Genomic DNA, 25,106 nt, shown 5'->3' with positions numbered 1-25,106 from the left:
CCGAGTTGAGCAGCGAGGCGAGGGTGTCCTCCGAGCGCGCCCACAGGCCCAGCGCGTAGGACGCGGCCGCCAGGCCACCACCCATGATCGCGATCAGCACCAGCGACAGCACCAGTCCGAGCGGGTTGGGCCGCAGGCCGAAGGCCACGGCAGCCACCCCGACCAGCACCAGCGCCTGCACGATCAACACCGTCATGTCCTTGAGCACCCGGCCCAGCAAAAGTGCGCCACGCGGGGCGGGCGTGACCCGCTGCCGTTCGATGACACCGGCCCGCAGTTCGGCCACGATGCCGAAGCCGACGAACAAGGCACCGAACAAACCGGTTTGGATGACCAGGGCCGGGGTGAGGATCTTCCACGGGTCCGCGCCCGGCCCGAACGAGGACGAGACGCCTTTCACCAGCGGCCCGAACAGGACCAGGTAGATGATCGGCTGCATCAGTCCGATGATCACCCAGACCGGGTTGCGCAGATTGGCCCGCAGCTGGGACCAGTAGATCAGTCCGGTATCGCGCAGGAATGTCATGACCGGTCTCCTTCCCGGAGCGAACGCCCGGTGAGCGTGAGGAATACGTCGTCGAGACTGGGCCGCTTGACGGTGAGCGCTCCGGGGCGGATGCCCTTGTCGCCGAGCGCCGCCAGCAGCGGAACCACCGCGGCGTCACCGTGTTCCACGGTCAGGTGCACGAGACTCTTTCCGGCAGGCGCGTTCTCGGTGCGCAGGCGAGAACGCACGTCCAGCACCTCTGCGGCGATATCCATGGCCAGATCCGCACTGGCGGAGTCGATTTCGAGACTGATCACGTCGCCGGAGATGCGTCGCTTGAGCTCGTCGGGCGTGCCCTCGGCGACGATGGTGCCGTTGTCCATCACCAGGATGCGGTCGCACAGCGCGTCCGCCTCCTCCAGGTAGTGGGTGGTGAGCACGATGGTGGTGCCCTCGTCCCGCAGGCGGCGGATGTGATCCCACAGATTGGCGCGACTCTGCGGATCCAGCCCGGTGGTGGGTTCGTCGAGGTAGATCAGGGTCGGCTGGTGGACCAGCCCGAGCGCGATGTCCACGCGTCGCCGCTGCCCGCCGGAGAGCTGACTGCACTTGCGCCGCTCCAGCCCGTCGAACTCGAGCGCCTTGGCCAGTTCCGCGGCATTGCGCCCGGCCTCGGCCCGCGACAGCCCGAAAAGCCTTGCCTGCAACACTAATTCGTCGCCGACCAACTCGTTCTCATTGGTCGATCCGCCCTGCGGCACATAGCCGATGCGCGAGCGCACGGTCCGCGCCTGGGTGCGCAGATCCGCCCCGACCACCGTGGCCTCGCCGGCGGTCGGCGCGAGCAGGGTCGAGATCATGCGCAGGGTGGTGGTCTTGCCCGCCCCGTTGGGGCCGAGCAGACCGATGATCTCCCCGTAGTGCACGTCGAAGTCGATACCGGTGACCGCTTGCACGTCACCGCTTTTGGTTTTGAACGTCCGGGCCAGCCCGCGGACCCGGATGACCGGATCGGTGGGTTCACCACGGACGGGTGATGTCGTTTCCACGCCTCAACGGTAGAAACGACAACCCCGTTTAGTCAAGCTTGAGTATTAAAACTTGATTAGCCGAGTGGTGGCGGCAGCGAAACCCCGCCCATGTACCCCGACCAGGCATCCAACTCACCGCTCTCGATTCGGCCCAGCGTCGCGCGCGACCACTCCAGATCCGCGCGCACATGCGCGGCCGCCAGCCGCAGCGAATCGGCGACATGATGCGGAATCGACTCCCGCGGATCCCCGCTGCCCGCCAGGATCCGCTCGATCTCGTGCTCGAAATACACCAGCTCGGACTCGAACTTCAGGATCCGGCTGTTCAGCGCCGCCACCACCTCCGACTTGGCGGCCTGCGGAAACAACGCCACCGCAGCGAAATACGGATGCTTGACCATGTCGGAGGAGAACAGCGCATCGCGCAGCATCTCCCCGAACTCCTTCTCCCCCTCCCCCGTCAGCCGATACGTCCGCCGCTCCGGCCGCGCCCCTTCCTGCCCCACCCCGTCGACGGAGATCAACCCATCCCGCTCCAGCGTGTTCAACGCCCCGTACACCGACCCCGGCTTCACATTCGCCCAGTTGTCGGCATCCCAGGACAACAATTCCCGCCGAACGTCGTATCCGTGCACAGGCTGCAGCAGCCGCACCACCGCCAGCACCAGCAATCGGGTTGTAGGAAGAGCCATCTTCGCAGGTTAGCGCGAAGCGCTATCAAGGCCGGACGAACCCGATCGGCTCCCCGTCGCGCAGCACGAACATCAGCGCACTGATCTGCGCATTGCCGTAGGAGTCATCGGCGAAGGTGTAGTAGACGATCTTCATCATGGCGAGCGTGGACTCGGGATTGTCGAGCACCGACCGGGGGAAGGCGTAGATACATGTCCGGCGCGGCACCGCGACGATGATCTCCTCCGACCTGAGCAGCCGGTGCACTCGGCGCATCGCGCCGGGATCGAGCAGTTGTTCGGCGGAGAACTCCTTGCCGGGACAGACCGCGAAGGCCAGCTCCGGAGTTGCTCCCGTCTCCCACTCGTAGTGCAGCGCAGCGAGATTGCGCAATGCCCGGCGGTGCAGCGCCTCGGAGTCGGCGGCCTCCGGGGAGCCCTTGGTGATGATCTCGTAGCTGGCGCCCGCATCCCGCGCGTACGCGATTACGATTTGCTCCTCGAGCGTGCCGATCTTGGCGTGCGGCACGAACTCCTGGCGCGGCCAATCCGCAGGCTTCAGCAACGGATACACATCGTCCAACCGGTCGGCGTCCACCGGCTTCGGCGTCGCGTCGTCCTCCGCCTCGGCCCGGTAGAGCCTGGCCTGTTTGTTCTTGTCGACAGCGATCAGCAGGTAGTCGACTCGGATTCCGTTCAGCGCCAAGTTCTCCGCGACATCGGGACGCTGCGCCACGATATTCGGCAGATCGGCCCCGACCATCGCCGAAACGAAGCGCCGGGCACCCCGTTCCAGCTCCCTGCCATCGATGCGGCGCAGTTCCCGGGGCGGGTTGTCGAGATCCTCGACTTCGAGCGCGACATCGAGCGCCAGCAGATGACCCGGGCCCATCAGGCCCAGGAAATCCACCGTGCGATCGCGACCCGGCCAGTCGACATCACTACCGGCGAGCAGGTCGATGTCCTCCCGCTTCAGATAGCTCAGGCCGAGAACAGCGCGTGCCAGATGCGCCTGCCGAGCCCGGGACTTGACCTGTTGCAGCGACTCTCGCCGATCCGCCACGATGCTCGCCCACATCGACCGCGGCAGCGTCCGAAGTTCGTCGGCCGCGAAGTCGTTCGCACCCAGCAAGCTCACGTCCGGCTGCGCGCGCTGCAGGCCGGGGATCGTTTCCACCTGGAGTTGCAGCGGCAGCCACAGGCGCAGCACGTCACGGACGACCACGACGACCTGTTCCGCGAGTCGCTCGTACTCCTCGAATCGCGCGGGCCAGGTCACCCGGCGCGACCAATTGAGTTCCTGCCCTTCAGGAGCCCGCCACCCTCGCGCGGCGAGCAGCGCCTCGTCGGCGGACGAATGGATCGTCTGGGCCAGCCCGGTATTGGACGGAGTCTCGGCGAGCAGTTCGTCACCGCCGCGCATGAATTGCGCGCACCAATGCCTCGCATCCGAGAGTATTACGCAGCTCTCCTGCGGCATGGTGAACAACGTCCAGGCGAGCGCCGCCGAAAACCACTCCCACGCTTCGGCTTCCAGATTCGCCGAATCCTCGCCACCCATCGAGAACATCTCGATCCCCACCCCGTCAGTTCCATCCGCTCAGATCACCGACGACCGTACTCGGAACCTCCGACAATGGCTGCCGGAGCGTGGATTTCGCGGTCCGCGCCGAACGCCGACGGGCTCCCCACCGGTTGGTGGGGAGCCCGTCGAGGAGGGATTCGGGTCAGGCCGCTACGCGTTCCTTCGCCGGAGTCTTGGCCGCGCGGGTCTTTTCGACCTCGGCGAAGCCGGGGCGGCCGCTGCCGATGAAGGCGATCAGCCAGGAGGCTACGGCGGCGAAGCGGTTGCGGAAGCCGACGAGGTAGAAGAGGTGGACGGCCAGCCAGGTGACCCAGGCCAGCAGGCCGGTGAACTTCACCTTGTCGTTGATCTTGGTGACGGCGGCGAAGCGGCTGATGACGGCCATCGAGCCCTTGTCCCAGTAGGTGAACGGGGTGGCGGCGGGCTTCTTACCGCGAATGATGTCGGCCACGTGGCGGCCCTCCTGCATGGCCACCGGCGACTGGCCGGGGTAGCCGTTGAGGAAGGTCATATCGCCGATGGCGAAGATGTCGGCGTGGCCGCCGACGGTGCAATCCGGGTTGATGAGAAGCCGTCCGGCACGGTCGGTCTCGCAGCCCGTCGCCTCGGCCAGGATCTTGGCGAAACCGCCCGCGGCGACGCCCGCCGACCACACCACGGTCTCGGCGGCGATGCCACGCTCGACACCGTCCTTGCTCTTGACGGTGACCTTGCCGGCCTCGATATCGGTGACGAAGGTGTCGACCAGGACCTCGACGCCACTCTTCTCCAGCGACTGCTTCGAATACTCCGATAGCCGTCCGCCGAAGGGCGGCAGCACGACGCCCGCACCCTCCACGAGAGTGACCGTATCCTCCAGGTGGAAGTACCTTTTCGCGAGTTCCTTGAGCTGACCGGCCACCTCGACGCCGGTCGCGCCCGCACCGACCACCACGAAGCTCAGCAGGCGGCGGCGGGTCTCCGGGTCGGCGTCCTTGGCCTGCTCGAAGACGCGGGTGATCTGCGCGCGCAGGGCGCGGGCGTCGTCGATGGTCTTGAGCGAGAAGGTCTTGTCGGCGAAATCGTCACGGCCGAAATAGGACTGGCTGGCGCCGGTGGCGGCGATGAGCTTGCCGTAGCGGATCTTGCGCGGGCCGTCGGCGGTTTCGTAGGTGAGGATCGCGTTGGGAGCGTCGATCGCGGTGACCTTGCCCAGGCGGGTCTCGCCGTTCTTGTGTTTGCGCAGGATGTTCGCGATGGGTGGCGCGATCTCCTCCGAAGCCAGCACACCGGTCGCTACCTGGTAGAGAAGCGGCTGGAAAAGATGCTCGGGGGTACCCGAGATGAGGACATAGTTGATACCCGATTTGTTCAACTGCTTGGCGGCGGCAAGACCACCGAAGCCCGAACCGACGATGACGACATCGGCGGTTTCGATATCCGCCTCCAGGTTGTACATGACTGCTCCCTTCTGTCATGACTAACCGCGATTCGGAACGTCGTTGTTCCAGGTGTCAGGGCGCATAATCTAGATGACTCTTATCTACGTTGATCATGAATTGGAGAGATGCCGTGGAGCTGCGCCAACTGGCCTACTTCGTGGCGGTCTGCGAGGAGCTGAGCTTCAGCCGGGCCGCGAGCCGCTGTTTCATCTCGCAGTCGGCCATCAGTCACCAGATCGCCCGGCTGGAACGCGACCTCGGCGTGAACCTCTTCGAGCGCTCGACACGATCGGTCGTACCCACCGACGCGACCACTCGGCTACTTCCCCTTGCGAAGCAAATGTTGAGCCTCGAATCCGCCATTCGCGCAGCTGTGCGGGCCTCCGGCCCACGAATTCGCCTGGCAGCCAATATGAGCTTCGCAACAAGATCGCTCTCGGCCATCGCCGGAGCACGCGAGGCGCATCCCGGCGCGGAGATCGAATTCGTCATCAAGCCCTTCCGCCAGCGCATTCAGGCGGTGGCCGACGGCGACTGTGATCTTGCTCTCATCCGGGGCAGCGTGGACCAGCCCGGGCTGACCGTCGAGAAGCTCTGGGTGGAGGATCCGGTCATCGCTACCTCCACCTCGCACCCCCTCGTGCGCAGCGGCGGCGACGTCACCCTCGCGGAATTGGGGACCTACCCCCTGCTGCTCCCACCCGAGTCCGAACAGGTCCTGCTGCACAACGTGGTCCGCGGCGCCTTCGCCGATCTCCCCTCGGGCCCGGTCTTCGGCCCGCCCATCCCACCCGACCACACCGCCACCATGGAACTCATCAACCGCCCCGACGCCTGGACCATCCTCTACGCCGACACCCAAACCGAAGGCATCGCCACCCTCCGCCTCACCGGCCACCCCCTGCGCATCCCGGTCTCCGCCGTCACCCGCTCCGAAGGCCGCCCCTCCCCCATCGTCACCACCCTGCTCGCGGCCCTGCACTGCTCCTAGCCGCGACTGCTCGCCGACCCCTGATCACGCGTCGCGGCAGGTGAATTCACACGGCACGGCCCCACGATTCGACCTACGCTGACTGCGTGGGGCAAGAGAACATGCGGGCGTCCGACGCCGACCGCGAGCAGATCGTGAACAGGCTGCGGCTGGCCATGGACGAGGGGCGGCTCACGCTCCACGAGTTCGATTCGCGGTTGCAGCAGGTGTATTCGGCCCGGACCTACGGTGAACTCACGCCGGTACTGTCCGATCTGCCCGCGCAACGGGCCGCGGGCAAGGCGGCGAAAGGCACGCCCGGCCGCGTCCCGGTCTGGGTCAAGATCATGTGGACGCCTTGGGTTTTCGTGAACTTGCTGGTGCTGGTGATCTGGGTGGCCACCGGCATGGGGTACTTCTGGCCGATCTGGGTGGAAGCACCGTGGGGGCTGGCGCTGCTCATCCCGACCACCATCGGGATCCTGGTGCAGCGGGACTCGAACCGGCGGCAGGCGGCGCGCGAAGAGTTCCGGCCGCAATAGCTTTCGGCCGGGCCGATTCTCAGGCCAGGGCCGCCGCCACCGCGAGATGCAGGCGCAGGTCTTCCGGTTCCTCGTCCTGATTCGCCCAGACGATCTCCTCCATCGACCGCATGAACGCCCAGGCGTGAGCCCGATCCGGGTCGACGTCCAACGCGGCCGCCGTCCGCGCGATCACCGCCCGCGCATGTTCCGGCGTCGGATCGCTCTGCACCTGGATCATCACCAGAAATCCGGCATCGAACGCCGCCTCACCCAGATACGGCTTCGGATCGATCAACAGCCACGGCTCCCGCTCCGCCGCAACGATATTGCCCAGGTGAGTGTCTCGGTTCACCACCAGCAGCGGCCCGTCCGGCACCGCCAGTTCGGCGCATCGCGCGGCGGCGCGCTCCAGCAGGCGGGCCGGAATCAACTCTGCGACTTCAGCTTCCGGCTCGACGAACCTGCCTTCCCACCCGGCCACCATCCCCGCCGCGGTCGGCAATGCCGGAAACCCCTCGGGCACCGCACCGGGTTCCCGCCGCAGCCGCCGATACAACCGGCAAGCCTGCTCCACCTTCTCAACGTTCTCCGCCCGCCCCTCGAGACTCGGAAACCCAGGCTGATACAGCAATTCCGTCCCCGGCCGCGCCCACTCGAGCAGCATCGCCCCACTGTCGGCGTCGTACTCGAACAGCCGCACCGCCCCATCCCCGCCATAGCAGTACAGCCCGGTGGGCTCCCCGCAGTTCTCCTCATCGACCACCGGAAGCTTCAACACCGCGACGGACCCGTCCTCCCGCCGCACGGGCGCGACCCACGAATGCGTCCCGCCCCCAAAGCTTTCCCCGATAACCTCCAACCCCCACTCCGCGCACCGCGACTCCACCAGCCCCGGCAATGCGGCCAGCCACCGCGGCCCCCGCTCCCCGAAATAGTTCGCGATGGTCTCCGCCACGTTCGGCGGCACTGAGATCGGCATCAGTCCACCCTGCCCGAACTCTCGGTCAACCGGCAAACCATTTCAGCTGGAAGCAATTCGTTTCATGCCGACCATCACGCCGTATGCCGGAGCCTGGTGATGACTCGATCCAATTCCGCACGAATGTGCACCAGGTCGGCAAGCGACGCCGCAGGCTCGGGCTCGGCCTCACCGCGATACTCGTTCGCAGCCAAATCCTGCTCGATCAATCGGCGAATGTACGCCGACTTGGACAGCCCCAAGTGGACCGCCTGCCGTGTCGCGCGGCGATCCAACTCATCGGACAGTTTCACCGACCGCGGCTTCAACTCCGGAGCACTGTCCTGCCCGACCTTGATCCCGAGATCCCCCGGATCGATCGGCTGAGCCGTCTCGTCGATGATCAAACGCTCGGTTAGCGCCTGGATATCTTCGGCCGGGGATCGGGTGCGACGAGGTGTCCGGCTTGTTTCGTTTGAGCAGACCGATTCCGGCGTGGCCGCGACCGTCCGCGAGGAACGCACCGGCGAAGAGTCCGTCGGCACCGCGTATCGCGGAACCGGGACGGCCCTCGCCTCCGACGGCTACACGCCGTCAGCCGACCTGGGCGACCGACTCCCCCACGCCTGGCTCGAGGACGGCCGCTCCACCCTCGATCTGGTCGGCGCCGGTCACCTCCTGCTCACCGGAGCCCAACTCCCGCAAGGGCTCCGCGACAGCTGCGGGCTCTCCGCCACCACCGGGCTGCTGGTCCGCCCCGACGGGCACATCGCCGCCCGCGTCTACGGCTGATGGTGTTTCCGCCGCGGGTTGCGGTGCGGCGGCGACAGGTTCGGGGACCGGGGTTTCATGGACGGTGCGCCACAGGTGGGTGCGGCCGTCTGTGACGAGTACGGCAGTGACGGTGCGCCTGCCGGTTTTGACGGCTCCGATGCGGTTCTCGGCGACGAAGCGGGCCACGATCAGCTGGCCGCTGCGGGCGATCTCCTGGACGTCGGAGACCTCGATCTCCACGCCTGCCAGCACGTTTCGAGCCGACCACATGCCGGATAGGAACGTCTCGCGGTCCACGGCCTGGCCGGTGGTCACCACCGAGGTGAACTGTTCGTCCAAGGCTCCGGAGATGCGGTCGAAGACCTTCGGCAGCGCGTCCGAGCCCAGCCATTCGGCCAGGTCGAAATGCAGCGCGGCGACGATGTCGGTCAGTTCGACCGCGTCGTCGCCGGGGGCAGCGGCCTCCTTGGCCCGCCCGGCCGTCGGCTCGACCCGCCCACGCCGGGGATCGAATCGTCCTCGCACCGGGCAAGATTGCCCGACCGCCGCCGCCGCGGCAACCGCTGGGTCAGTGCACGACCGGCGGGGTGTAGGTGCAGGGGCCGAGGGAGCACAGGAAGTTCCAGATCCCGCTCGCCATGGACGACGACCCGGACGTCGACGCGGACCCGGAGTCGGAGGAGCCGGCGACCTGGGTGGCGGCCGGGACATCCGCGGCGGCCGGGCCGACGCCGGCGATCAGCGCGCCGGAGACGGCGGCGGTGGCGAGCAGAATACGCATGGTGAAACGCCTTTCGTGGACCTGCGGCGGCCGAAGATTCCGCTCGCAGGAACAATCTAAACGGCCTTGTTTCACAATGTGGCCGGAACGGCGCATCCAGTTTCCACCATCGCGGCAACCCCGCAACCCCCGAAAACAACCGTCCCCCGGCCGATTCCGGCCGGGGGACGATCGATTGCGCTCAGCGCGAAGGGTTTCAGCCCTTGTGGGCCTTGACCGCCTCGGTCAGCTGGGGGGCGACGTTGAACAGGTCGCCGACGATGCCGTAGTCGCTGATCTCGAAGATCGGGGCCTCTTCGTCCTTGTTGACGGCCACGATGGTCTTCGAGGTCTGCATGCCCGCGCGGTGCTGGATCGCGCCGGAGATGCCGAGGGCGATGTACAGCTGCGGGGAGACCGTCTTACCGGTCTGACCGACCTGGAACTGACCCGGGTAGTAGCCGGAGTCGACGGCGGCACGCGACGCGCCGACGGCGGCACCGAGGGCGTCGGCCAGCGGCTCGACGACCTTGCCGAAGTTGTCGGCCGAGCCGACGCCACGGCCACCGGAGACCACGATCGCGGCCTCGGTGAGCTCGGGACGGTCGCCGCCCACGTTGGGCTCACGCGAGACGATCTTGACGACGCCCTCTTCCTGCGCGGGCAGCTCGACGACGACCTTCTCGCCGGCGGCGGCCTGCGGGGCGGCCTCGATGGCGCCCGGGCGCACCGAGATCACCGGCACGTCGCCGGTGACCTTGGCGTCCACGGTGAACGCGCCACCGAAGATGCTGTGCTGCGCCGAGCCGTCGGCGTTCACGGCGATGACGTCGATGAGCAGACCGGAACCGATGCGGGCGGCCAGGCGACCCGACACCTCCTTGCCCTCCGCGGTGGCGGCGACCAGGATCGCAGCCGGGGCGGCGGACTCGGACAGACCGGCGAGCACGTCCACCTTGGGGGTGACGAGGAAGCCGTCGGCCTGGTCGCCCTCGGCGACGTAGATCTTCTCGGCGCCGGCGGCGGCGAGGGCGTCGGCCAGCTTGTCGGCGGTGCCGGGGGCGGCGACGACGACGGCGGCCGGGGTGCCCAGCGAGCGCGCGGCGGTGAGGAGTTCGGTGGTGACCTTCTTGGGGGCACCTTCAGCGTGCTCCACGAGCACGAGTACTTCTGCCATTGTTCTTTCTCCTGAAGTTCGTTGCTCGGGGGGCTTTAGATGATCTTCTGACCGACCAGGTAGGTGGCGATCTGGTTGCCGCCCTCACCCTCGTCGACGATCTTCGCGCCCGCCGTGCGCGCCGGCTTCGGGGTCACACCGGTCACCTGGGTGCCGGCGTTCGCAACGCCCACGGTCTCCGGGTCGACGCCCAGATCCGCCAGCGTGAAGGTGGAAACTTCCTTCTTCTTCGCGGCCATGATGCCCTTGAAGGAGGGGAAGCGCGGCTCGTTGATCTTCTCGGTGACCGAGACGATGGCCGGGAGGGTGGCCTCGAGCTTGAACACGCCTTCGTCGGTCTCGCGCTCGCCGGTGATGCGCTCGCCGTCGACGACCAGCTTGCGCAGGTGCGTCAGCTGCGGCAGGCCCAGGTACTCGGCGATGATCGCCGGAACCGCGCCCGCGCGACCGTCGGTGGCCTCGTTGCCCGCGATGACCAGTTCGATGCCCTCGATCTGGCCCAGCGCGGCGGCCAGGATGTAGGCGGTCTGCACGGCGTCCGAGCCGTGGATGGCCGGGTCGTTGATGTGGATGGCCTTGTCCGCGCCCATGGAGAGGGCCTTGCGGATGGCCTCGGTCGCCCGGTCCGGGCCTGCGGCCAGCACGGTGACCTCGCCGCCCTGCGCCTCCTTGATCAACAGCGCCTCCTCGACGGCGCGCTCGTTGATCTCATCGAGGATGGCGTCGGCGGCCTCGCGGTCGAGGGTGTAGTCCCCGCTGGAGAGCTTGCGCTCGGACCAGGTGTCGGGAACCTGCTTGATCAGTACGACGATGTTCGGCATGGGTCTTCGTCGACCTCCTGTTCTGGTGGCACTGGGGTGGCGGTCGCACGAGGTAGTCACGTACGTCCACGAGTAGCTCGTTCGGGAGATTACCCTACGTTAAGTTACTCATGGGTAACTTACGGTGTGAGTTTCCGCATCGGTTGATCCGGTCGCGGGTGTGATATGTGCAACCGCTAACGTCGGAGCAATGAGCGAGGCCGTGAGTCCTGTTGAAAATCCCACCGATCCCCTGCCTTTGACCGGTGAGCGGACCGTGCCCGGCATCGCCGAGGAGAACTACTGGTTCCGGCGGCACGAGATCGCGTACGTACGCCTGCTCGAGCAGTGCGCGGGCAAGGTCGTGCTGGAGGCAGGCAGCGGAGAAGGCTACGGGGCCAACATGATCGCCGAGGTCGCGGCGCAGGTCACGGGCCTGGACTACGACGACAGCGCGGTCGCGCACGTGCGCGCCAAGTACCCGCGGGTGAAGATGGTGCAGGGCAATCTGGCCGATCTGCCGCTGGAGGATGCCTCGGTCGACATCGTCGTGAACTTCCAAGTGATCGAGCATCTTTGGGATCAGGCGCAATTCCTGCGCGAATGCCTGCGGGTGCTGCGGCCCGGCGGCAAACTGCTGATCTCCACGCCCAACCGGATCACCTTCTCGCCGGGACGCGACACTCCGCTCAACCCTTTCCACACGCGTGAACTGAATGCGGCGGAGATGACCGAACTTCTCGTCGAGGCGGGTTTCGCCGTCGAATTGATGGCGGGCATCTTCCACGGGCCGGAACTGGTCGCACTGGATGAGAAGTGGGGCGGGTCGATCATCGACGCGCAGATCGAGCGCGCGCTCGCGGGCGAGCCGTGGCCCGCGGATCTGGCCGCCGATGTGGCCGCCGTGCGCATCGACGATTTCGAACTGGTCGCCGACGCCGAGCGCGATATCGACGCCAGCCTGGATCTGGTCGCCATCGCGGTGAAGCCGTGACCGAGCAGGCTCAGGTGCCGGGCCAGTTCACGCTGGTCCTGCATTCCCACCTGCCGTGGCTGGCGCATCACGGGCGCTGGCCCGTCGGCGAGGAGTGGCTCTACCAGTCCTGGGCGGCCTCGTATCTGCCCGTCGCGAAGGTGTTGAGAACCCTTGCGGCCGAAGGGCGTTCGCATCTGATCAGTCTCGGCATCACGCCGGTGCTGGCGGCGCAGCTGGATGATCCGCATTGTCTGAAGGGTATGCATCACTGGCTGGGCAATTGGCGGCTGCGCGCCGACGAGGCGTCGATGGCGGGCAATACCGCGCTCGGCGGGCACGAGCATCGGCTCGCCTCTGCGGCTCTGGAGGATTTCGAAACCAACTGGATGCACGGCGCGTCGCCGGTGTGGCGGCAGTTGATCGACGCCGAGGCGATCGAATTGCTCGGTGGCCCACTGTCGCATCCGTTCCAGCCACTGCTGGACGCGCGGATGCGCGAGTACGAGCTGGTCGAGGGCCTGGCCGACGCGCGGGCCCGCTGGGGACACACGCCCGCCGGAATCTGGGCTCCCGAATGCGGATTCACGCCGGGCATGGAGCGGACCTATGACAAGGTCGGCATCTCGCACTTCATGGTGGACGGCCCCGCGCTGCGCGGTGACTCCAGCCTCGGCCGCCCCGTGTGGGATTCGGATGTGGTCGCCTTCGGGCGCGACCTGACCGTCAGCTACCGGGTGTGGTCGCCGAAATCCGGGTACCCGGGGCAGCCCTACTACCGTGATTTCCATCACTATGACCACGCCACCGGACTCAAGCCGGCGCGCGTGACGGGCAAGACGGTGTCGGGTGCCGACAAGGCCCCTTACGACCCCGAGCTGGCCGCCGCGGCCATCGAGAAAGACGTCGCGGACTTCGTGGCGACCGTCCGGGAGCGGTTGATCTCAGAGTCGGAACGTATCGGTCGACCGGCCCTGGTCGTGGCCGCCTTCGACACCGAACTGTTCGGGCACTGGTGGCACGAGGGCCCGCAGTGGCTCGAACAGGTGCTGCGGGCGCTGCCCGAGGCCGGGGTCACCGTGGGCACGCTGGCCGACGCGCGAGCGCGTGGCTACGTGGGCGAACGCGTCGAATTGGCCGATTCCTCCTGGGGTTCGGGCAAGGACTGGCGGGTGTGGGCCGGGGATCAGGTCGCCGATCTGGTCGAGCTCAACGCCGAGGTCGTCCGGCTGGCGCTCGACACCTACGACAAGATGCGCGTGGATGCCACGGGCCTGCGTGATCCGGTCGCCGACCAGCTGCTGCGGGAGGCGATCCTGGCCGTCTCCAGCGACTGGGCGTTCATGGTGTCGAAGGATTCCGCGGCCGGGTACGCGCGTGACCGAGCCCATGAACACGCCCACGCCGTGCGCGAGATCGCCGCGGCGGTAGCCGCCGGGCAACTCGCCAAAGCGGGGCAATTGGCGGCAGGATGGTCCTCGGCCGACGGACTCTTCCCCGCGCTCGACGCGCGCAGGCTCGGCCCCGCTTCAGAAGGACCCGCATGAAGATCTTGATGGTGTCGTGGGAGTACCCACCGGTGGTTGTCGGTGGGCTGGGCCGCCACGTCCATCACCTGGCCGTCGAATTGGCCGCCGCCGGGCACGAAGTCGTCGTGCTGGCGCGCCGCCCGATGGGCACCGACGCCACCACCCATCCGACGCACTCCTTCATCGAGGAGGGTGTGCTGGTGGTGGCGGTCGCCGAGGACGCGCCCGCCTTCGATTTCGGCGAGGACATGCTGGCCTGGACGCTGGCCATGGGACACGCCATGGTGCGGGCCGGGATCGCGCTCGACAAGCCGGGGATCGGCGAGGGCTGGACGCCCGACGTGGTGCACGCGCACGACTGGCTGGTCGCGCATCCGGCCATCACGCTGGCCGAATATTACGACGTGCCTTTGGTTTCCACGATCCATGCCACCGAGGCCGGACGGCACAGCGGCTGGGTGTCGGGCCGGGTGAACAAGCAGGTGCACTCGGTGGAGTGGTGGCTGGCGCACGAATCCGACGCGCTCATCACGTGTTCGGAGTCCATGAAGGACGAGGTGCACCGGCTCTACGGGGCCGAGCGGGTGCCGATGACGGTGATCCGCAACGGTATCGACGTGGGCGCGTGGACCTTCCGCGAGCGCGCCCCGCGTTCCGGGCCGCCGCGGCTGCTGTATGTCGGCCGTCTCGAATACGAGAAGGGCATCCAGGACGCGATCGCCGCGCTGCCCCGGATTCGCAAGGCGCACCCGGGCACCACGTTGACGGTCGCCGGGATCGGCACCCAAATCGATTGGCTGCGTGAGCGGGCGCGCACGCATCGCGTCGCGCGTGCCGTGAACTTCGTGGGCAAGCTCGACCACACCGACCTGCTCGGCTGGCTGCACAGCGCCGACGCGATCGTGCTGCCCAGCCGCTACGAGCCGTTCGGCATCGTGGCACTGGAGGCGGCGGCCGCGGGGACCCCGCTGGTCACCTCCACGGCGGGCGGTCTCGGCGACCTCGTCACCGACGGCGTCACGGGCGCGTCCTTCGAACCGGCCGACGTGAACGGTGTCGCGGAGGCGGTCGTCTCGGTACTCGACGATCCGGCGGCCGCGCAGGATCGGGCCTGGTCCGCGCGCGAGCGGCTGACCGCCGACTTCGCCTGGGACGTGGTCGCGCAGGAGACCGCGCTGGTCTACCAGTCGGCCAAGCGGCGGGTGCGGACTCCGCTGGGCCGCCCGGTCATCACCGAACGTCCACTGCCGGAACGGGATCCGAACCAGCCGTACTGAGCGCGACACGCCGGGATCGGAAAGATTCGCTCCGGACACCCTTTTGCCTCGAATTAGAACATGTTCTAATTCGAGGATGGTGTCATCGGTGCACGGGACCGTCGATCCGGCCTTCAACGCGGTGCGGGAGATCTTCGAGGCGAGCTTCGCCGACGGGCAGAATCTCGGCGCGTCGGTCGCGGTGTACGTGGATGGGCGGCCCGTCGCCGAACTGTGGGGCGGCATCGCCGACGGTAAGACCGGCAGGCTGTGGGAGCGAGACACGGTGTGCGTGACCTTCTCCTGCACCAAGGCGGTGACCGCCACTGCCGCGCTGCGGGTCGCGAGCGAGCTCGGGATCTCGGTGGAGAAACCGGTGGTCGACTGGTGGCCCGAATACGGTTGCGCCGGTAAGGATTCGACCACACTGGCGGATTTCCTCACGCACAGTGCCGGACTGCCGATCCTGGAGCGGCCCGTCACCGCCGCCGAGGCCGCCGAGCCGGGGTTCGTGGCCGGTCTCCTCGCCGCCCAGGCGCCGCTGTGGGAGCCGGGGACCCGGCACGGCTATCACGCCCTCACCTACGGCTGGCTGGTCGGCGAATTCATTCGCCGCCATACCGATTCGACCGTCGGCGACTACGTCCGCGCGAATCTAGGGCCAGACCTGCACATCGGAGTTCCGGCAGCGCTGCTGGAAAAGACCGCGCGCCTGAGCTTTCCGCCCGCCGACGAGCAGGTCTGGACCGGTGACACCGACCCCGTCTCCCCCGAGGCGGCGCGGCGCATGATGCACGCCTTCCGCGACCCCGAGTCCCTCGCCATGCGCTCGACCGCCAATCCCCGTGCCTCGTACAACAATCCGGAGGTGCTGACCGGTGGCTGGCCCGCCACCGGCCTGGTCACCACGGCCCACGCGCTCGCCACCCACTACCGCGATCTGCTGGCCGGTGCGCTGCTGCCGCTGCCCGTCCTGGATGACGCGATTCGCGAAAGAGTGCGCGGTACCGACGAGGTGCTGCTGTCGGCGTCCGCCTACGGCCTCGGCTACGCGCTGCCCGCCGAGAGCCTGATCGTCCCCGTCGCGGCGCGGCCGACCGCCTTCGGTCATGCGGGCGCGGGCGGCTCGATCGGCCTGGCCGACCCGGTGCACCGGGTGGCCTTCGCCTTCATTCCCAACCTGCGCCGAGACTGGCTCGCGGGCGACCGCCGCGCCTACCGCCTACTCGAAGCCGTATACGCCGCACTGTGATTCGTCACCCGGCAGGCACCATAATTCGTCAGTTGAAGTCGCAGCCTGGGTTCGGGGCGTCCTCGGACAGCGGGCTGCCGGTGGGCAGCACGTAGAGCACGTCGAGGATCTGCGGCTCGGTGCCCAGATTCCGTTCCAGATGCGTATTGCCGACCCCGGCTCGCTCCACGAAAGTGGTGCCCGCTCCGCCGGTCTGGTCGATCTGGCAGTCGGATCCGTAGTGCGAGATCTGCCCCTGCCGCACCAGCGCGTAGAGCGTCCCGTCGTGGAAGTGCCATCCGGTGGAACCGCCCGGGGCGATGGTGATCTCGCGCAGGATGTAGTCGTTGCCGCCGATCGTGGTCTGCGACAGGATCACCGCGGTGATCCCGCTGGACGGTGTCGCGTGCGCGGTCGCGGCGCACGATCCGGCGAGGGCGACGCAGGCCAGACCGGCCAGTACAGCTCGAGAACCGAGAGTCACCGGCCTACGGTAGCGCGCTCGGGCTGACCGCGCAGCGGTCACGGGATTCACTGCTCGGCGACGATCGAATGGATGCCCATGTCGCGGGCGGCGTCGGCGAAGGCCCGGACGGCGGCGTTTTCGGCGGCGGTCAGCCAGACCAGCGCCCATTCCGTGAGGGGCGCGTCGACGATCGGCAGGTATGCGATGTTGGGCGGGGTGTAGGTCCAGGCGACGTGGGCGTTCATCGGGGAGACGACGGCACCGGACGTGATCAGCGGCAGGATCTCGAAGAAGGAGGCCGCTTCCGGGCCGCGGGCGATCGGGATGCCGCTGGGCGTGGTGGCGGGCAGCATGCCTTCGGCCCAGTACTGCGGGACATTGCCCAGTCTCGGGAAGACGCAGTCGGCCAGGTCTTCCATCGTGAGGGAGTCGCGTTGGGCCAGTTCGGAGGTGGCGGTGGTCGCCAGGACGCGGCCTTCGGTCATCACGACCGGTCCGACCGTGAGATCCGGCTCCCGGACGGGCAGCCAGATCAGGCCGAGATCGACCTCCTTGGCGCGCAGGGCGGTGAACGGTTCGCTGTGCGGGAAGTCGACCAATTCGACCGCGCAGTCCGGGTATCGGAGGTTGAAGGCGTCGATCACGGGCCGCAGGTACAGGCCGAGAATGCTCATGACCGCCACCCGCAAGGTGCCCTGGATGCTCCGACCGGCGGCCCGAGCGCGGGTGAGCCCGCCCTCGATCAGGCTCTGCGCGTGTTTGAGGTCTTCGTAGAGCTGCTTGCCGACCGGGGTGAGGCTGACCGAACGCGAGGTGCGCTCGAACAGCGCGGCCTGCACCTGCCGCTCCTGCTTCTTGATCGCCTGACTGACCCGGGCGGGGGTGATGCGCAGCTTCTCGGCGGTCCGGCCGAAATGCAGTTCCTCGGCCAAGGTCACGAAGATCTCGATGTCCCGCAACTCCACAACGGTCTCCGCTCGCTAGCTCCGCTCATCAGCTCTCGATGAACGAAACCACTTTACCCCATAACAGAGCATCCGCTCTGTTATGGGGCGGACACCCCGTCACCGCACGATCGTAAACCTCTGGGTTAACCGGCCTTTCGATCTCTGTCATTGTTCCTACCTGCGCAAACTCCGAAGCTTGGAACTGTCGCCGACACCCGGTGACCGTACACAGCGAAGGGAGTGAAGACATGAAGATCCTCGGTGCGGCAATCACCTTGACCGTCTCCGACCCCACGGCCTCGACCGAGTTCTTCTGCACGCATCTGGGCTTCCACGTCTCGGCGACGAACGAGGAGTTCACCTACCTCGAACGCGACGACCTGGATGTGGAAATCGTGCTGCGGCACCGGGATCCGAAGCAGCCGACGACCGTCGCCGGGCCCGGACCGATCGGGGTCGAACTGTCCTTCGAGGTCCCCGACCTCGAAGCCGAACAGGAGCGGCTGCTCGAGCAGGGCGCACCCGTGACCGATCCGCTGCGCCGCGTGGCCGCCGGACTGTTGCGGCTGCGGCTCACCGACCCGAACCGGATCGACGTCCAGCTGACCGAATGGACACCCCCGGCGGGCTGCCCACCACAGGAACGACCCGAGAAGTGAATTCGATGGATACGACACAGATCCCGGCGACGCCGGACTCGACCCTTCCCCGCAATCCCCGGCGCTGGTGGATTCTGATCGCCCTCTGCCTGGCCACCATCATCCTGGTCATCGACAATATGGCGCTGTCGGTGGCGGTACCCGCGCTGACCGCGGACCTGCACGCCAGCGCGCAGGACATGCAGTGGATCCTGGACTCCTACCTGCTGGTGTTCGCCGCCCTGCTGCTCACTTCCGGCAGCCTGTCGGATCGATTCGGGCGCAAGCGAATCCTGACCATCGGCCTGGCGCTGTTCGGCGCGGCGTCGGTGGTGGCCACGCTGGCGGCGACGCCGGGCGAGCTGATCGCCGCCCGCGTGGTGATGGGCATCGGCGGCGCGCTGATCATGCCCGCCGGACTGTCGATCGTCATCAACCTGTTCGACACCGAGGAGCGGCACAAGGCCATGTCCGCGCTGGGCGGCGTGAGCATGCTCGGGCTGATCGGCAGCCCGGTCATCGGTGGCCTGCTCATCGACGAATTCTCCTGGAACGCCGTCTTTCTCATCAATATCCCCATCGTGCTCGTGGCGCTCGTGGCCGTGGTGGCGCTGGTGCCCGAATCCCGTGGCCCGTGGCGGCGGCCCGATCCGGTCGGTGCGGTGCTGTCGGCCGTCGGCATGGTGGCGCTGGTCTGGACGATCACCGAATTGCCCAAGGAAGGAATGCATTCGACCGGTACCGTCACCGCGCTGGTGGTCGCGATCGGCAGCCTGATCGCGTTCCTGGTGTGGGAGTCGCGCATCGAACACCCGATGGTGCCGCTACGGCTGTTCCGTGATCGCGATTTCGCCGGTGGCAGTGTGGCGCTCACGCTGGTGCAGGTCGGCAATGGCGGGCTGCTGCTGGTGCTCACCCAGTATCTGCAATTCGGACTGGGGTATTCACCGCTGCGGGCCGGAATCGCGTTCCTGCCCATGGCGATCGCGGCGCTGGTGGCCAGCGGCGCGGGTGCCGGTCTGGGACCCAAGCTCGGCAATCGGACGCTGGCAGTGGCCGGAATGCTGCTGATGGCGGGCGGGTCGCTGCTGCTCACCACGCTGACCGCCGACAGTGGCTTCGGCATGATCTCGGTCGCGCTGATCGTGTTCGGCGCGGGCGGCGGGCTGGCCATGCCCGCGGCCATCGCGACCATCACCGGTGCGGTGCCGCCGGAGCAGGCCGGGGTCGGGTCGGCGCTGAACGACACCATTCAGCAGTCCGGGGCGGCGCTGGGCGTCGCGATTCTGGGCAGCCTGGTCTCGACCGCCTTCGCCCACAAGATGCCCGATTCGGCTCCGGCGGCGGCCCGGCATTCGCTCGGCGACGCGCTCGGTGTGGCAACGCGTCTCGGGGATCCGGGGTTGGCGCACACCGCCCGGACGGCCTTCGCGGGCGCGATGTCGGTCAGCTTCGGGGTGAGCGCGCTGGGCGTGCTGGCCGCGGCGGTGCTGGCGCTGGTGGTGCTGCGCGGTCGGCAGCCGGACACGGCGGCCGCGAGCGTGTCAGCGCCGCATCAGGTCGATGTCAGCCCGGCCCCCGAAGGTCTAGCCCAGCAGAACTCCGCAGTAGCCCTGTCCTGATCCGAAAGGAATCTCCCGATGTTCGCTCTACTCGGGCGCATTGCCGTCCATCACCCGTGGAAGGTGATGGCCCTGTGGGTGCTCGCCATCATCGCGGTGGTGGGGCTCGCGCCGAAGCTCACCGCGACCACCGATCAATCCTCCTTCCTGCCTTCGCATTACGAGTCGATTCAGGCAATGGACCTGCAGCAGCGGGCATTTCCCGATGATGTGACGCCCGCCGCGCTGGTCGTGGTGGAACGCGCCGACGGGACCGCGCTTACCGCCGACGACTCCGACCGGGTCACCGCCATCGCGAGCGGCCTGAGCGGTCAGAACGTCAAGGGCGTCACCGGAATTCAGGCGACTCCGGCGGCCGCGAACCGCTCGATCCAGGTCATCGCGGTGCAGATGGCCAAGATCACGGACCCGAGCGACAAGACTCAGACCGACGCGGTCAAGTCGCTGCGCGACGAGCTGCGGCATCAGGTGTCCGGCACCGATTTGAAGGCCGGTATCACCGGCACGGCGGCGCAGACCCTCGATCAGACCGAGTCCGGTAACAAGGGCATGGCCATTATCGGAATCGCCACCGTCGTACTGATTCTCGTGCTGATGCTGGTTATCTTCCGCAGCCCGGTGATCGCGCTGCTGCCGGTCATCACGATCGGTCTGATCTCCAGCATGGTCGGCGGGCTGATCGCCATCGTCGCCCACGCCTTCGACCTGAAGGTGGACAGCTCGGTCAATTCGCTGCTGACCGTCGTCCTGTTCGGCGTCGGCACCGATTACATCCTGTTTCTGATGTTCCGCTACCGCGAACGGCTGCGCGCCGGGGAAGACCCCAAGACCGCCATGATCAGCGCGGTCACCCGGGTGGGCGAGGCCATCACCTCCGCCGCGGGCGCGGTGATCATCGCCTTCCTGGCGCTGACCCTGTCCTCGCTGGGCATGTTCCGGGCGCTCGGCCCGGCGCTGGCCATCGCCGTCGCGGTCGCCATGCTGGCGGGCCTGACGCTGGTTCCGGCCATCGTCTCCAAGCTGGGCACCAAGGTGTTCTGGCCGTCGAAGTCCTGGCAGCACGAACCCAAGGGCGCGCTGTTCGCGGCGCTCGGCCGCGGGCTGGGCCGTCGACCGGGCGTGTTCGCCGCCGGTGCGGGCGCGATCCTGGTGGCCCTAGGCGTCGCCGCCTTCGGCTTCCACCCGACCTTCGACATGAGCTCGGCGTCCACCTCCGACACCACCGAATCCACCGTCTACAGCAAGGAACTGCTCAAGGGCATGCCCGCGGGGGCCACCCAGCCGTCGCTGGTGTACCTGCACTCGGACGGCATGCTGAGCGACGGGCAGTTGGGCGACTACCGCACCGCGCTGACGGCCGTCCCCGGCGTGGGCCAGGTGGGCGCACCGCGCGTCTCGGCGGACAAGTCGATCGCCGAATTCCAGGTCACCCTCTCCGATGAACCCACCTCCGATGCCGCGCTGGCGACGGTCCGCGGCCCTCTGCGGGACACCGCACACGCGGCCGCACCGACCGGCAGCAGCGCCTATGTCGGCGGAATGTCCTCGGTGCTGGTCGATTTCAAGTCCGCGATGAACCACGACTACAAGATCGTGTTCCCGGTGGCCGCCATCCTCATCGCCCTGGTGCTCGCCCTGCTGCTGCGCAGCGTCGTCGCCCCCTGGTATTTGATGGGCGCGGTCGGCCTCGGCTTCGCCGCCACCCTGGGCGCGGCGGTCCTGGTATTCCAACGGGCCCAAGGCAATTCGGGCCTGATCTTCTCCCTGCCGATCATCATGTACATGTTCGTCATCGCCCTGGGCACCGACTACAACATCCTCATGGTGGCCCGGCTGCGCGAGGAAGCCGAGGAAGGCCACGATCCCCACACGGCGGCATCCCTGAGCCTGCGCCACACCGGCCCCACCATCGCCGCAGCAGGCCTCATCCTGGCCGGCACCTTCGCCTCGATGATGCTGGCGGGCAACTCCATGCTCAGCCAGATGGGCTTCGCCATCTCCTTCGGCATCGCTCTCTCGGCCTTCGTCATGGCAATGTTCTTCACCCCGGCCGTGACCGCGCTCCTCGGCCGCCGCGCCTGGTGGCCGGGCCGCATCGGCCGGGACAAGCCCGCCGACGTCTACGACGAATCCGAGTGGCGGACAACGCAACACAGCTACACCCGCTGACCACCCGAACAAGCACCCGGATGCCTGACCGCACAGCGGTCAGGCATCCAGCTTTTTCAGCGCCTTCTGGACGGTGAGGAAGGTGCGGGTGGTGATGTCCTTGCCGATGGTTTTCTCGACGACGGCCATGAAGTTGGTAGTGCTGGGGTTGGTGTTGTCGATGATCGAGAGGATCGCGCCCGCGGCCGGGTCGAAGCGGACTACGCGGACCGTGCCGGTCTCGTCGTCGGGGAACGACGGGAGCGTCTTCGGGGTCTCGCGGACGAAGGTGACCGTCAGGTAGGTCTCGCGGCAGTGGGTCAGGCCCGCGAACGGGTCGGAGTCGACCAGCTCCCGGAGTTGATCGCGGGTGCGAATGAGCGTGCCGCCTGGGATGCCCAATTCGGCGTTGAGTGCCCGCTGAATCTTGGTTTCCAGGGCGGCGACATTCTTGTCCTTGGCCTGGAAGACCACATTGCCGCTGGAGAGCAGGGTGCTCACCTTTTCGAAGCCCAGCCCTTCGAAGACGCCGCGCAGCTTCTCACTGCGCATATTGGGATTGCTGGGCATGATCCCGCGCAGGAAAGCGGCGTAGTGGTTCATGAGGCGGCGACGCCGTTTTTCTTGCGTTCGATGTCGGCCAGGGCCTCGAGGTGGGCGGCGCGCTTCTCGGCGGCGGAATCCCAGGCGTCCTTGCGGTTCTTGACGACCTTGGCGGGGGCGCCGACGGCGATCGAGTAGTCGGGGACGTCGCCCTTGACCACCGCGTGCGCGCCGAGCACGCAGCCGCGGCCGACGCGGGTCGAGCGCAGCACGGTCACCTTGGCGGCGATCCAGGTGTCGGGGCCGATGCGGACCGGCGACTTCACGATGCCCTGATCCTTGATGGGCAGGTTGATGTCGTCGGTGACATGGTCGAAGTCGCAGATGTAGCACCAGTCCGCGACCAGGGTCGACTCGCCGATCTCGATATCGAGGTAGGTGTTGACGACATTGTCCTTGCCGAACACCACCTTGTCGCCGATGCGCAGCGAACCCTCGTGGCAGCGAATGGCATTGCCGTCGCCGATGTGCACCCAGCGGCCGATCTCCAACCGCCCCAGTTCCGGAGTGGCGTGGATCTCGACATTGCGGCCCAGGAAGACCATGCCGCGCAACACCACATGCGGGTTGGCCAGCTTGAACTTGGCCAGCCGGTAGTAGCGCACCAGATACCAGGGCGTGTACGCGCGATTGGCGAGCACCCATTTGAACGAGGCGGGAGTGAGGAAACGCGCCTGCTCCGGATCCCGGCGGCGCGAACCCCGCCAACGCGCGCTCAAGGGTGCGCCCCACATGCTCGTCACGAACTACTCCCTGTGTTCACCGGTCGTTTCAACGAGGGTATCCGCCCCCTTCTCAGGGCGTGAAAGTAGGCTGTCCCCCGGCTGTAGCGGCCCGGCGAGAATTCTCAGACTTCCGTACTGGCAGAAGGGACACCAGCAGGTGCGAAACGGCAGGCGGCAGACCGGACGTGACCGACGCACGCGCACCGGCGCCAAGGTGCTGGCACTGACGGGCGCCGGGCTATTCGCGTTGACCGCCTGCGCGTACGGCAGCACCAAGGTCGACGATATCGGCGTGGGCCCGGGCAAGGGCTGGCCGCTGGCCTTCCGCGACTCCCACAACAGCGGGTCGACCCCGGTGACCGGATCGCGCAAGCTGACGTTGAATTGGTCGCGGCCGGTGGGCGGCCCGGTGGCGCAGCCGGTGATGATCGGCGGGGACGGGCAGCTGTACGTCACCACCCGGACCGCCGCCTGCGAGATCCTGTCGTTCCAGATGCCGACCGGGCGCAAGCGCTTCTGCAATCCGATGGGCCCCAGCGCCATCGACGGCGGCGCCGCGGTCGACGGCACCGGCAATGTGTACGTCGGCGACGACGGCGCGGTGAACTCCTTCAACAACCTCGGGCAGCCGCGCTGGCGCACGCCGGCCGCCGGGACGCCGGTCTCGGTGCAGTTCACCGGGGACGGAAATGTCTTGTCGGTGACGCAGTCCGGGCAGATCGACGTGCTCTCGCGCCAGACCGGCGACCGCAAGGTGCCCACCGTGCAGCTGCTTGGCGAACCGGACTTCATGGGCACCCCCGCGCTCAACCGTCCGCCGGACGGGCAGGGCCTCGACGATTGCGCCTCCGGCGGCCCGCAGTGCCCGGTCGCGAATGTGTCTGCCGTGGACCAGAAGTCGGGCCGCTTCTACGCGACGGTGTGGAAGCCGGGCGACGGCGACGCCGAACTGGTCGCGCTCACCTACAACGGCAAGGAAGTCCACACCGACTGGAGCGCCAAGATGCTCACCGAGGGCAGCGCCACCAGCCCCGCGCTCTCGGCCGACGGCTCGACCGTCTACGTGGGCGACAACACCAATCGCCTGATGGCCGTGGACGCCTCGGACGGCCACACCAAATGGACGCAGGACCTGGGCTTCCCGGCCCGCGGCGGCATCTCGATCGCCGACGGCCTGCTGGTCCCCGCCGGCGACGAGGGCCACCTGATGGCGCTGCGCGACAAGGGCGACCGCGCCGAGATCGCCTGGGAGCGCAAGGATCTGGAACTCCGCGGCCGCCCCGTCCAGACCGCGGGCGGCACCGGCTACACGGTCGCCCCGATCGGCGACAAACTGACCCTGGTCACCTTCGACACCAAGTCGGGCGCGACGGTCCAGTCCAACGAGCTACCCGGCGCGGAAGGCAGCACCGTGGGCACCGCGGTCGGCGCCCAGGGCGAGGTCGTGGTCACCACCCGCATCGGCGAACTGTTCGTCTTCAAACCCGAGAAGTAGACCCAACTCGCGGGGACTCGCAGGGCTGCGCCCCACCCCGGACCAGCTAGCACAGTGTCAGCGCGAACGCGTCGACGTTCGCGGCCACCCGCTGCAGCAGATCCAGCAGCGTGCGGTAGTCGTCGTCGGTGAGGCCCTCGGTGACGGCCCGGCGTTGAATCTGGATGCGCGCCAGGAGTTTCTCGTGCGCGGCGACGCCGTCGGCTGTCAGCGCGTGCGTACCGGCGGCGTCGATCCGCACCCAGCCACGCTCGGCCAGCTCGGCGACATACGGTGCGGCAGTGGGTTCCCGGTCGTCCAGGAACGGGGACAAGG

General features: G+C 67.7%; 26 protein-coding genes. 10 read left to right on the top strand and 16 right to left on the bottom strand.

Annotated features, from left to right (window positions below):
- The 5 genes from ACWELQ_RS06730 to ACWELQ_RS06710 form a co-directional block, all read right to left on the bottom strand.
- Positions 1 to 526 (bottom strand): ABC transporter permease (locus ACWELQ_RS06730; protein ID WP_452396053.1); only part of this gene is annotated, 526 nt, incomplete at its 3' end.
- Complete coding sequence (locus ACWELQ_RS06725) at positions 523 to 1,536, bottom strand: ABC transporter ATP-binding protein (protein ID WP_452396052.1); 1,014 nt, start codon at positions 1,534 to 1,536, stop codon at positions 523 to 525. The genes ACWELQ_RS06725 and ACWELQ_RS06730, both read right to left, overlap by 4 nt.
- Positions 1,537 to 1,592: 56 nt before the next feature.
- A complete protein-coding gene (locus ACWELQ_RS06720; protein ID WP_452396051.1) occupies positions 1,593 to 2,210 on the bottom strand; it encodes a PadR family transcriptional regulator in 618 nt (205 codons plus the stop codon).
- Between the two features lie 25 nt (positions 2,211 to 2,235).
- Entirely contained in the window at positions 2,236 to 3,771 is a 1,536-nt protein-coding gene (locus ACWELQ_RS06715) for a TY-Chap domain-containing protein (RefSeq protein WP_452396050.1), read from the bottom strand.
- A 145-nt stretch (positions 3,772 to 3,916) separates the two neighbouring features.
- The gene (locus ACWELQ_RS06710; protein ID WP_452396049.1) at positions 3,917 to 5,212 is read right to left on the bottom strand and encodes an NAD(P)/FAD-dependent oxidoreductase; all 1,296 of its coding nucleotides are present in this window, start codon (positions 5,210 to 5,212) and stop codon (positions 3,917 to 3,919) included.
- A gap of 113 nt (positions 5,213 to 5,325) precedes the next feature.
- On the opposite strand from ACWELQ_RS06710, the gene ACWELQ_RS06705 reads away from it, so the two are divergent.
- Both ACWELQ_RS06705 and ACWELQ_RS06700 read left to right on the top strand, forming a co-directional pair.
- Positions 5,326 to 6,186: a LysR family transcriptional regulator gene (locus tag ACWELQ_RS06705; protein WP_452396055.1), complete on the top strand. Its 861-nt coding sequence runs from the start codon at positions 5,326 to 5,328 to the stop codon at positions 6,184 to 6,186.
- An 86-nt stretch (positions 6,187 to 6,272) separates the two neighbouring features.
- A complete protein-coding gene (locus ACWELQ_RS06700; RefSeq protein ID WP_452396048.1) occupies positions 6,273 to 6,707 on the top strand; it encodes a DUF1707 domain-containing protein in 435 nt (144 codons plus the stop codon).
- Between the two features lie 19 nt (positions 6,708 to 6,726).
- Here the strand turns inward: ACWELQ_RS06700 and ACWELQ_RS06695 are convergent, their stop codons facing one another.
- The 6 genes from ACWELQ_RS06695 to ACWELQ_RS06670 all read right to left on the bottom strand — a co-directional run bounded on the left by ACWELQ_RS06695 (position 6,727) and on the right by ACWELQ_RS06670 (position 11,179).
- Positions 6,727 to 7,668 carry an aminoglycoside phosphotransferase family protein gene (locus ACWELQ_RS06695; protein ID WP_452396047.1) on the bottom strand — a complete coding sequence of 314 codons (942 nt, stop codon included), beginning with the start codon at positions 7,666 to 7,668 and terminating at the stop codon, positions 6,727 to 6,729.
- A 74-nt stretch (positions 7,669 to 7,742) separates the two neighbouring features.
- The gene (locus ACWELQ_RS06690; protein ID WP_452396046.1) at positions 7,743 to 8,054 is read right to left on the bottom strand and encodes a hypothetical protein; all 312 of its coding nucleotides are present in this window, start codon (positions 8,052 to 8,054) and stop codon (positions 7,743 to 7,745) included.
- 187 nt (positions 8,055 to 8,241) lie between these two features.
- The gene (locus tag ACWELQ_RS06685; RefSeq protein WP_452396045.1) at positions 8,242 to 8,946 is read right to left on the bottom strand and encodes a hypothetical protein; all 705 of its coding nucleotides are present in this window, start codon (positions 8,944 to 8,946) and stop codon (positions 8,242 to 8,244) included.
- Positions 8,947 to 8,989: 43 nt separating this feature from the next.
- Positions 8,990 to 9,202: a hypothetical protein gene (locus ACWELQ_RS06680; protein WP_452396044.1), complete on the bottom strand. Its 213-nt coding sequence runs from the start codon at positions 9,200 to 9,202 to the stop codon at positions 8,990 to 8,992.
- A 196-nt stretch (positions 9,203 to 9,398) separates the two neighbouring features.
- Positions 9,399 to 10,358 carry an electron transfer flavoprotein subunit alpha/FixB family protein gene (locus tag ACWELQ_RS06675; protein WP_452396043.1) on the bottom strand — a complete coding sequence of 320 codons (960 nt, stop codon included), beginning with the start codon at positions 10,356 to 10,358 and terminating at the stop codon, positions 9,399 to 9,401.
- Positions 10,359 to 10,393: 35 nt separating this feature from the next.
- Positions 10,394 to 11,179: an electron transfer flavoprotein subunit beta/FixA family protein gene (locus ACWELQ_RS06670; protein WP_379356773.1), complete on the bottom strand. Its 786-nt coding sequence runs from the start codon at positions 11,177 to 11,179 to the stop codon at positions 10,394 to 10,396.
- 190 nt (positions 11,180 to 11,369) lie between these two features.
- Here ACWELQ_RS06670 and ACWELQ_RS06665 point away from each other — a divergent pair, with 190 nt between their 5' ends.
- The 4 genes from ACWELQ_RS06665 (at position 11,370) to ACWELQ_RS06650 (ending at position 16,168) form a co-directional block, all read left to right on the top strand.
- Positions 11,370 to 12,152, top strand: coding sequence for a class I SAM-dependent methyltransferase (locus tag ACWELQ_RS06665; RefSeq protein ID WP_452396042.1), 783 nt, complete (start codon positions 11,370 to 11,372; stop codon positions 12,150 to 12,152).
- Positions 12,149 to 13,678, top strand: a complete 1,530-nt coding sequence (locus ACWELQ_RS06660; RefSeq protein ID WP_452396041.1) for a 1,4-alpha-glucan branching protein domain-containing protein — start codon at positions 12,149 to 12,151, stop codon at positions 13,676 to 13,678. The genes ACWELQ_RS06665 and ACWELQ_RS06660 overlap by 4 nt, the downstream gene beginning before the upstream one ends.
- Positions 13,675 to 14,937, top strand: a complete 1,263-nt coding sequence (locus ACWELQ_RS06655; protein ID WP_452396040.1) for a glycosyltransferase family 4 protein — start codon at positions 13,675 to 13,677, stop codon at positions 14,935 to 14,937. The genes ACWELQ_RS06660 and ACWELQ_RS06655 overlap by 4 nt, the downstream gene beginning before the upstream one ends.
- Before the next feature lie 76 nt (positions 14,938 to 15,013).
- Entirely contained in the window at positions 15,014 to 16,168 is a 1,155-nt protein-coding gene (locus tag ACWELQ_RS06650) for a serine hydrolase domain-containing protein (RefSeq protein WP_452396039.1), read from the top strand.
- Positions 16,169 to 16,196: 28 nt separating this feature from the next.
- On the opposite strand, the gene ACWELQ_RS06645 is transcribed toward ACWELQ_RS06650, so the two are convergent.
- Together ACWELQ_RS06645 and ACWELQ_RS06640 are read right to left on the bottom strand one after the other, a co-directional pair.
- Positions 16,197 to 16,631: a cupin gene (locus tag ACWELQ_RS06645; RefSeq protein ID WP_452396038.1), complete on the bottom strand. Its 435-nt coding sequence runs from the start codon at positions 16,629 to 16,631 to the stop codon at positions 16,197 to 16,199.
- 47 nt (positions 16,632 to 16,678) lie between these two features.
- Complete coding sequence (locus tag ACWELQ_RS06640; protein WP_452396037.1) at positions 16,679 to 17,578, bottom strand: LysR family transcriptional regulator; 900 nt, start codon at positions 17,576 to 17,578, stop codon at positions 16,679 to 16,681.
- 230 nt (positions 17,579 to 17,808) lie between these two features.
- Here ACWELQ_RS06640 and ACWELQ_RS06635 point away from each other — a divergent pair, with 230 nt between their 5' ends.
- From ACWELQ_RS06635 to ACWELQ_RS06625, 3 genes are read left to right on the top strand one after another with little or no spacing between them, the layout of a single operon-like run.
- The gene (locus ACWELQ_RS06635; RefSeq protein ID WP_452396036.1) at positions 17,809 to 18,219 is read left to right on the top strand and encodes a VOC family protein; all 411 of its coding nucleotides are present in this window, start codon (positions 17,809 to 17,811) and stop codon (positions 18,217 to 18,219) included.
- Between the two features lie 5 nt (positions 18,220 to 18,224).
- A complete protein-coding gene (locus ACWELQ_RS06630) occupies positions 18,225 to 19,820 on the top strand; it encodes an MFS transporter (RefSeq protein WP_452396035.1) in 1,596 nt (531 codons plus the stop codon).
- A gap of 18 nt (positions 19,821 to 19,838) precedes the next feature.
- On the top strand, positions 19,839 to 21,989 hold the full coding sequence (locus ACWELQ_RS06625) for an MMPL family transporter (protein ID WP_452396034.1): 2,151 nt from the start codon (positions 19,839 to 19,841) through the stop codon (positions 21,987 to 21,989).
- Between the two features lie 39 nt (positions 21,990 to 22,028).
- Here ACWELQ_RS06625 and ACWELQ_RS06620 read toward each other — a convergent pair whose 3' ends face one another.
- Together ACWELQ_RS06620 and ACWELQ_RS06615 are read right to left on the bottom strand one after the other, a co-directional pair.
- Entirely contained in the window at positions 22,029 to 22,571 is a 543-nt protein-coding gene (locus ACWELQ_RS06620) for a DUF1697 domain-containing protein (RefSeq protein WP_452396033.1), read from the bottom strand.
- Positions 22,568 to 23,305 (bottom strand): acyltransferase, encoded by a 738-nt coding sequence (locus ACWELQ_RS06615; RefSeq protein ID WP_452396054.1) that lies wholly within the window; start codon positions 23,303 to 23,305, stop codon positions 22,568 to 22,570. Before ACWELQ_RS06615 ends, ACWELQ_RS06620 begins: the two co-directional genes overlap by 4 nt.
- Before the next feature lie 148 nt (positions 23,306 to 23,453).
- On the opposite strand from ACWELQ_RS06615, the gene ACWELQ_RS06610 reads away from it, so the two are divergent.
- Positions 23,454 to 24,791 carry an outer membrane protein assembly factor BamB family protein gene (locus tag ACWELQ_RS06610; protein ID WP_452396032.1) on the top strand — a complete coding sequence of 446 codons (1,338 nt, stop codon included), beginning with the start codon at positions 23,454 to 23,456 and terminating at the stop codon, positions 24,789 to 24,791.
- Positions 24,792 to 24,837: 46 nt separating this feature from the next.
- Here the strand turns inward: ACWELQ_RS06610 and ACWELQ_RS06605 are convergent.
- Positions 24,838 to 25,106, bottom strand: a 269-nt coding sequence (locus tag ACWELQ_RS06605; RefSeq protein ID WP_452396031.1) for a hypothetical protein, incomplete at its 5' end; no start/stop codon positions are given.

The sequence above is a fragment of the Nocardia sp. NPDC004722 genome, from assembly GCF_053601505.1.
Note: the sequence above shows the minus strand (reverse complement) of the source record. Positions and strands in the feature narration are given on the sequence as shown.

Coding starts and splice junctions, on each gene's coding strand:
- ACWELQ_RS06720 (WP_452396051.1), bottom strand. CDS start 2,210: ATGGCTCTTCCTACAACCCGATTGCTGGTGCTGGCGGTGGTGCGGCTG.
- ACWELQ_RS06710 (WP_452396049.1), bottom strand. CDS start 5,212: ATGTACAACCTGGAGGCGGATATCGAAACCGCCGATGTCGTCATCGTC.
- ACWELQ_RS06695 (WP_452396047.1), bottom strand. CDS start 7,668: ATGCCGATCTCAGTGCCGCCGAACGTGGCGGAGACCATCGCGAACTAT.
- ACWELQ_RS06680 (WP_452396044.1), bottom strand. CDS start 9,202: ATGCGTATTCTGCTCGCCACCGCCGCCGTCTCCGGCGCGCTGATCGCC.
- ACWELQ_RS06675 (WP_452396043.1), bottom strand. CDS start 10,358: ATGGCAGAAGTACTCGTGCTCGTGGAGCACGCTGAAGGTGCCCCCAAG.
- ACWELQ_RS06670 (WP_379356773.1), bottom strand. CDS start 11,179: ATGCCGAACATCGTCGTACTGATCAAGCAGGTTCCCGACACCTGGTCC.
- ACWELQ_RS06665 (WP_452396042.1), top strand. CDS start 11,370: ATGAGCGAGGCCGTGAGTCCTGTTGAAAATCCCACCGATCCCCTGCCT.
- ACWELQ_RS06655 (WP_452396040.1), top strand. CDS start 13,675: ATGAAGATCTTGATGGTGTCGTGGGAGTACCCACCGGTGGTTGTCGGT.
- ACWELQ_RS06650 (WP_452396039.1), top strand. CDS start 15,014: ATGGTGTCATCGGTGCACGGGACCGTCGATCCGGCCTTCAACGCGGTG.
- ACWELQ_RS06635 (WP_452396036.1), top strand. CDS start 17,809: ATGAAGATCCTCGGTGCGGCAATCACCTTGACCGTCTCCGACCCCACG.
- ACWELQ_RS06630 (WP_452396035.1), top strand. CDS start 18,225: ATGGATACGACACAGATCCCGGCGACGCCGGACTCGACCCTTCCCCGC.
- ACWELQ_RS06625 (WP_452396034.1), top strand. CDS start 19,839: ATGTTCGCTCTACTCGGGCGCATTGCCGTCCATCACCCGTGGAAGGTG.
- ACWELQ_RS06620 (WP_452396033.1), bottom strand. CDS start 22,571: ATGAACCACTACGCCGCTTTCCTGCGCGGGATCATGCCCAGCAATCCC.
- ACWELQ_RS06615 (WP_452396054.1), bottom strand. CDS start 23,305: ATGTGGGGCGCACCCTTGAGCGCGCGTTGGCGGGGTTCGCGCCGCCGG.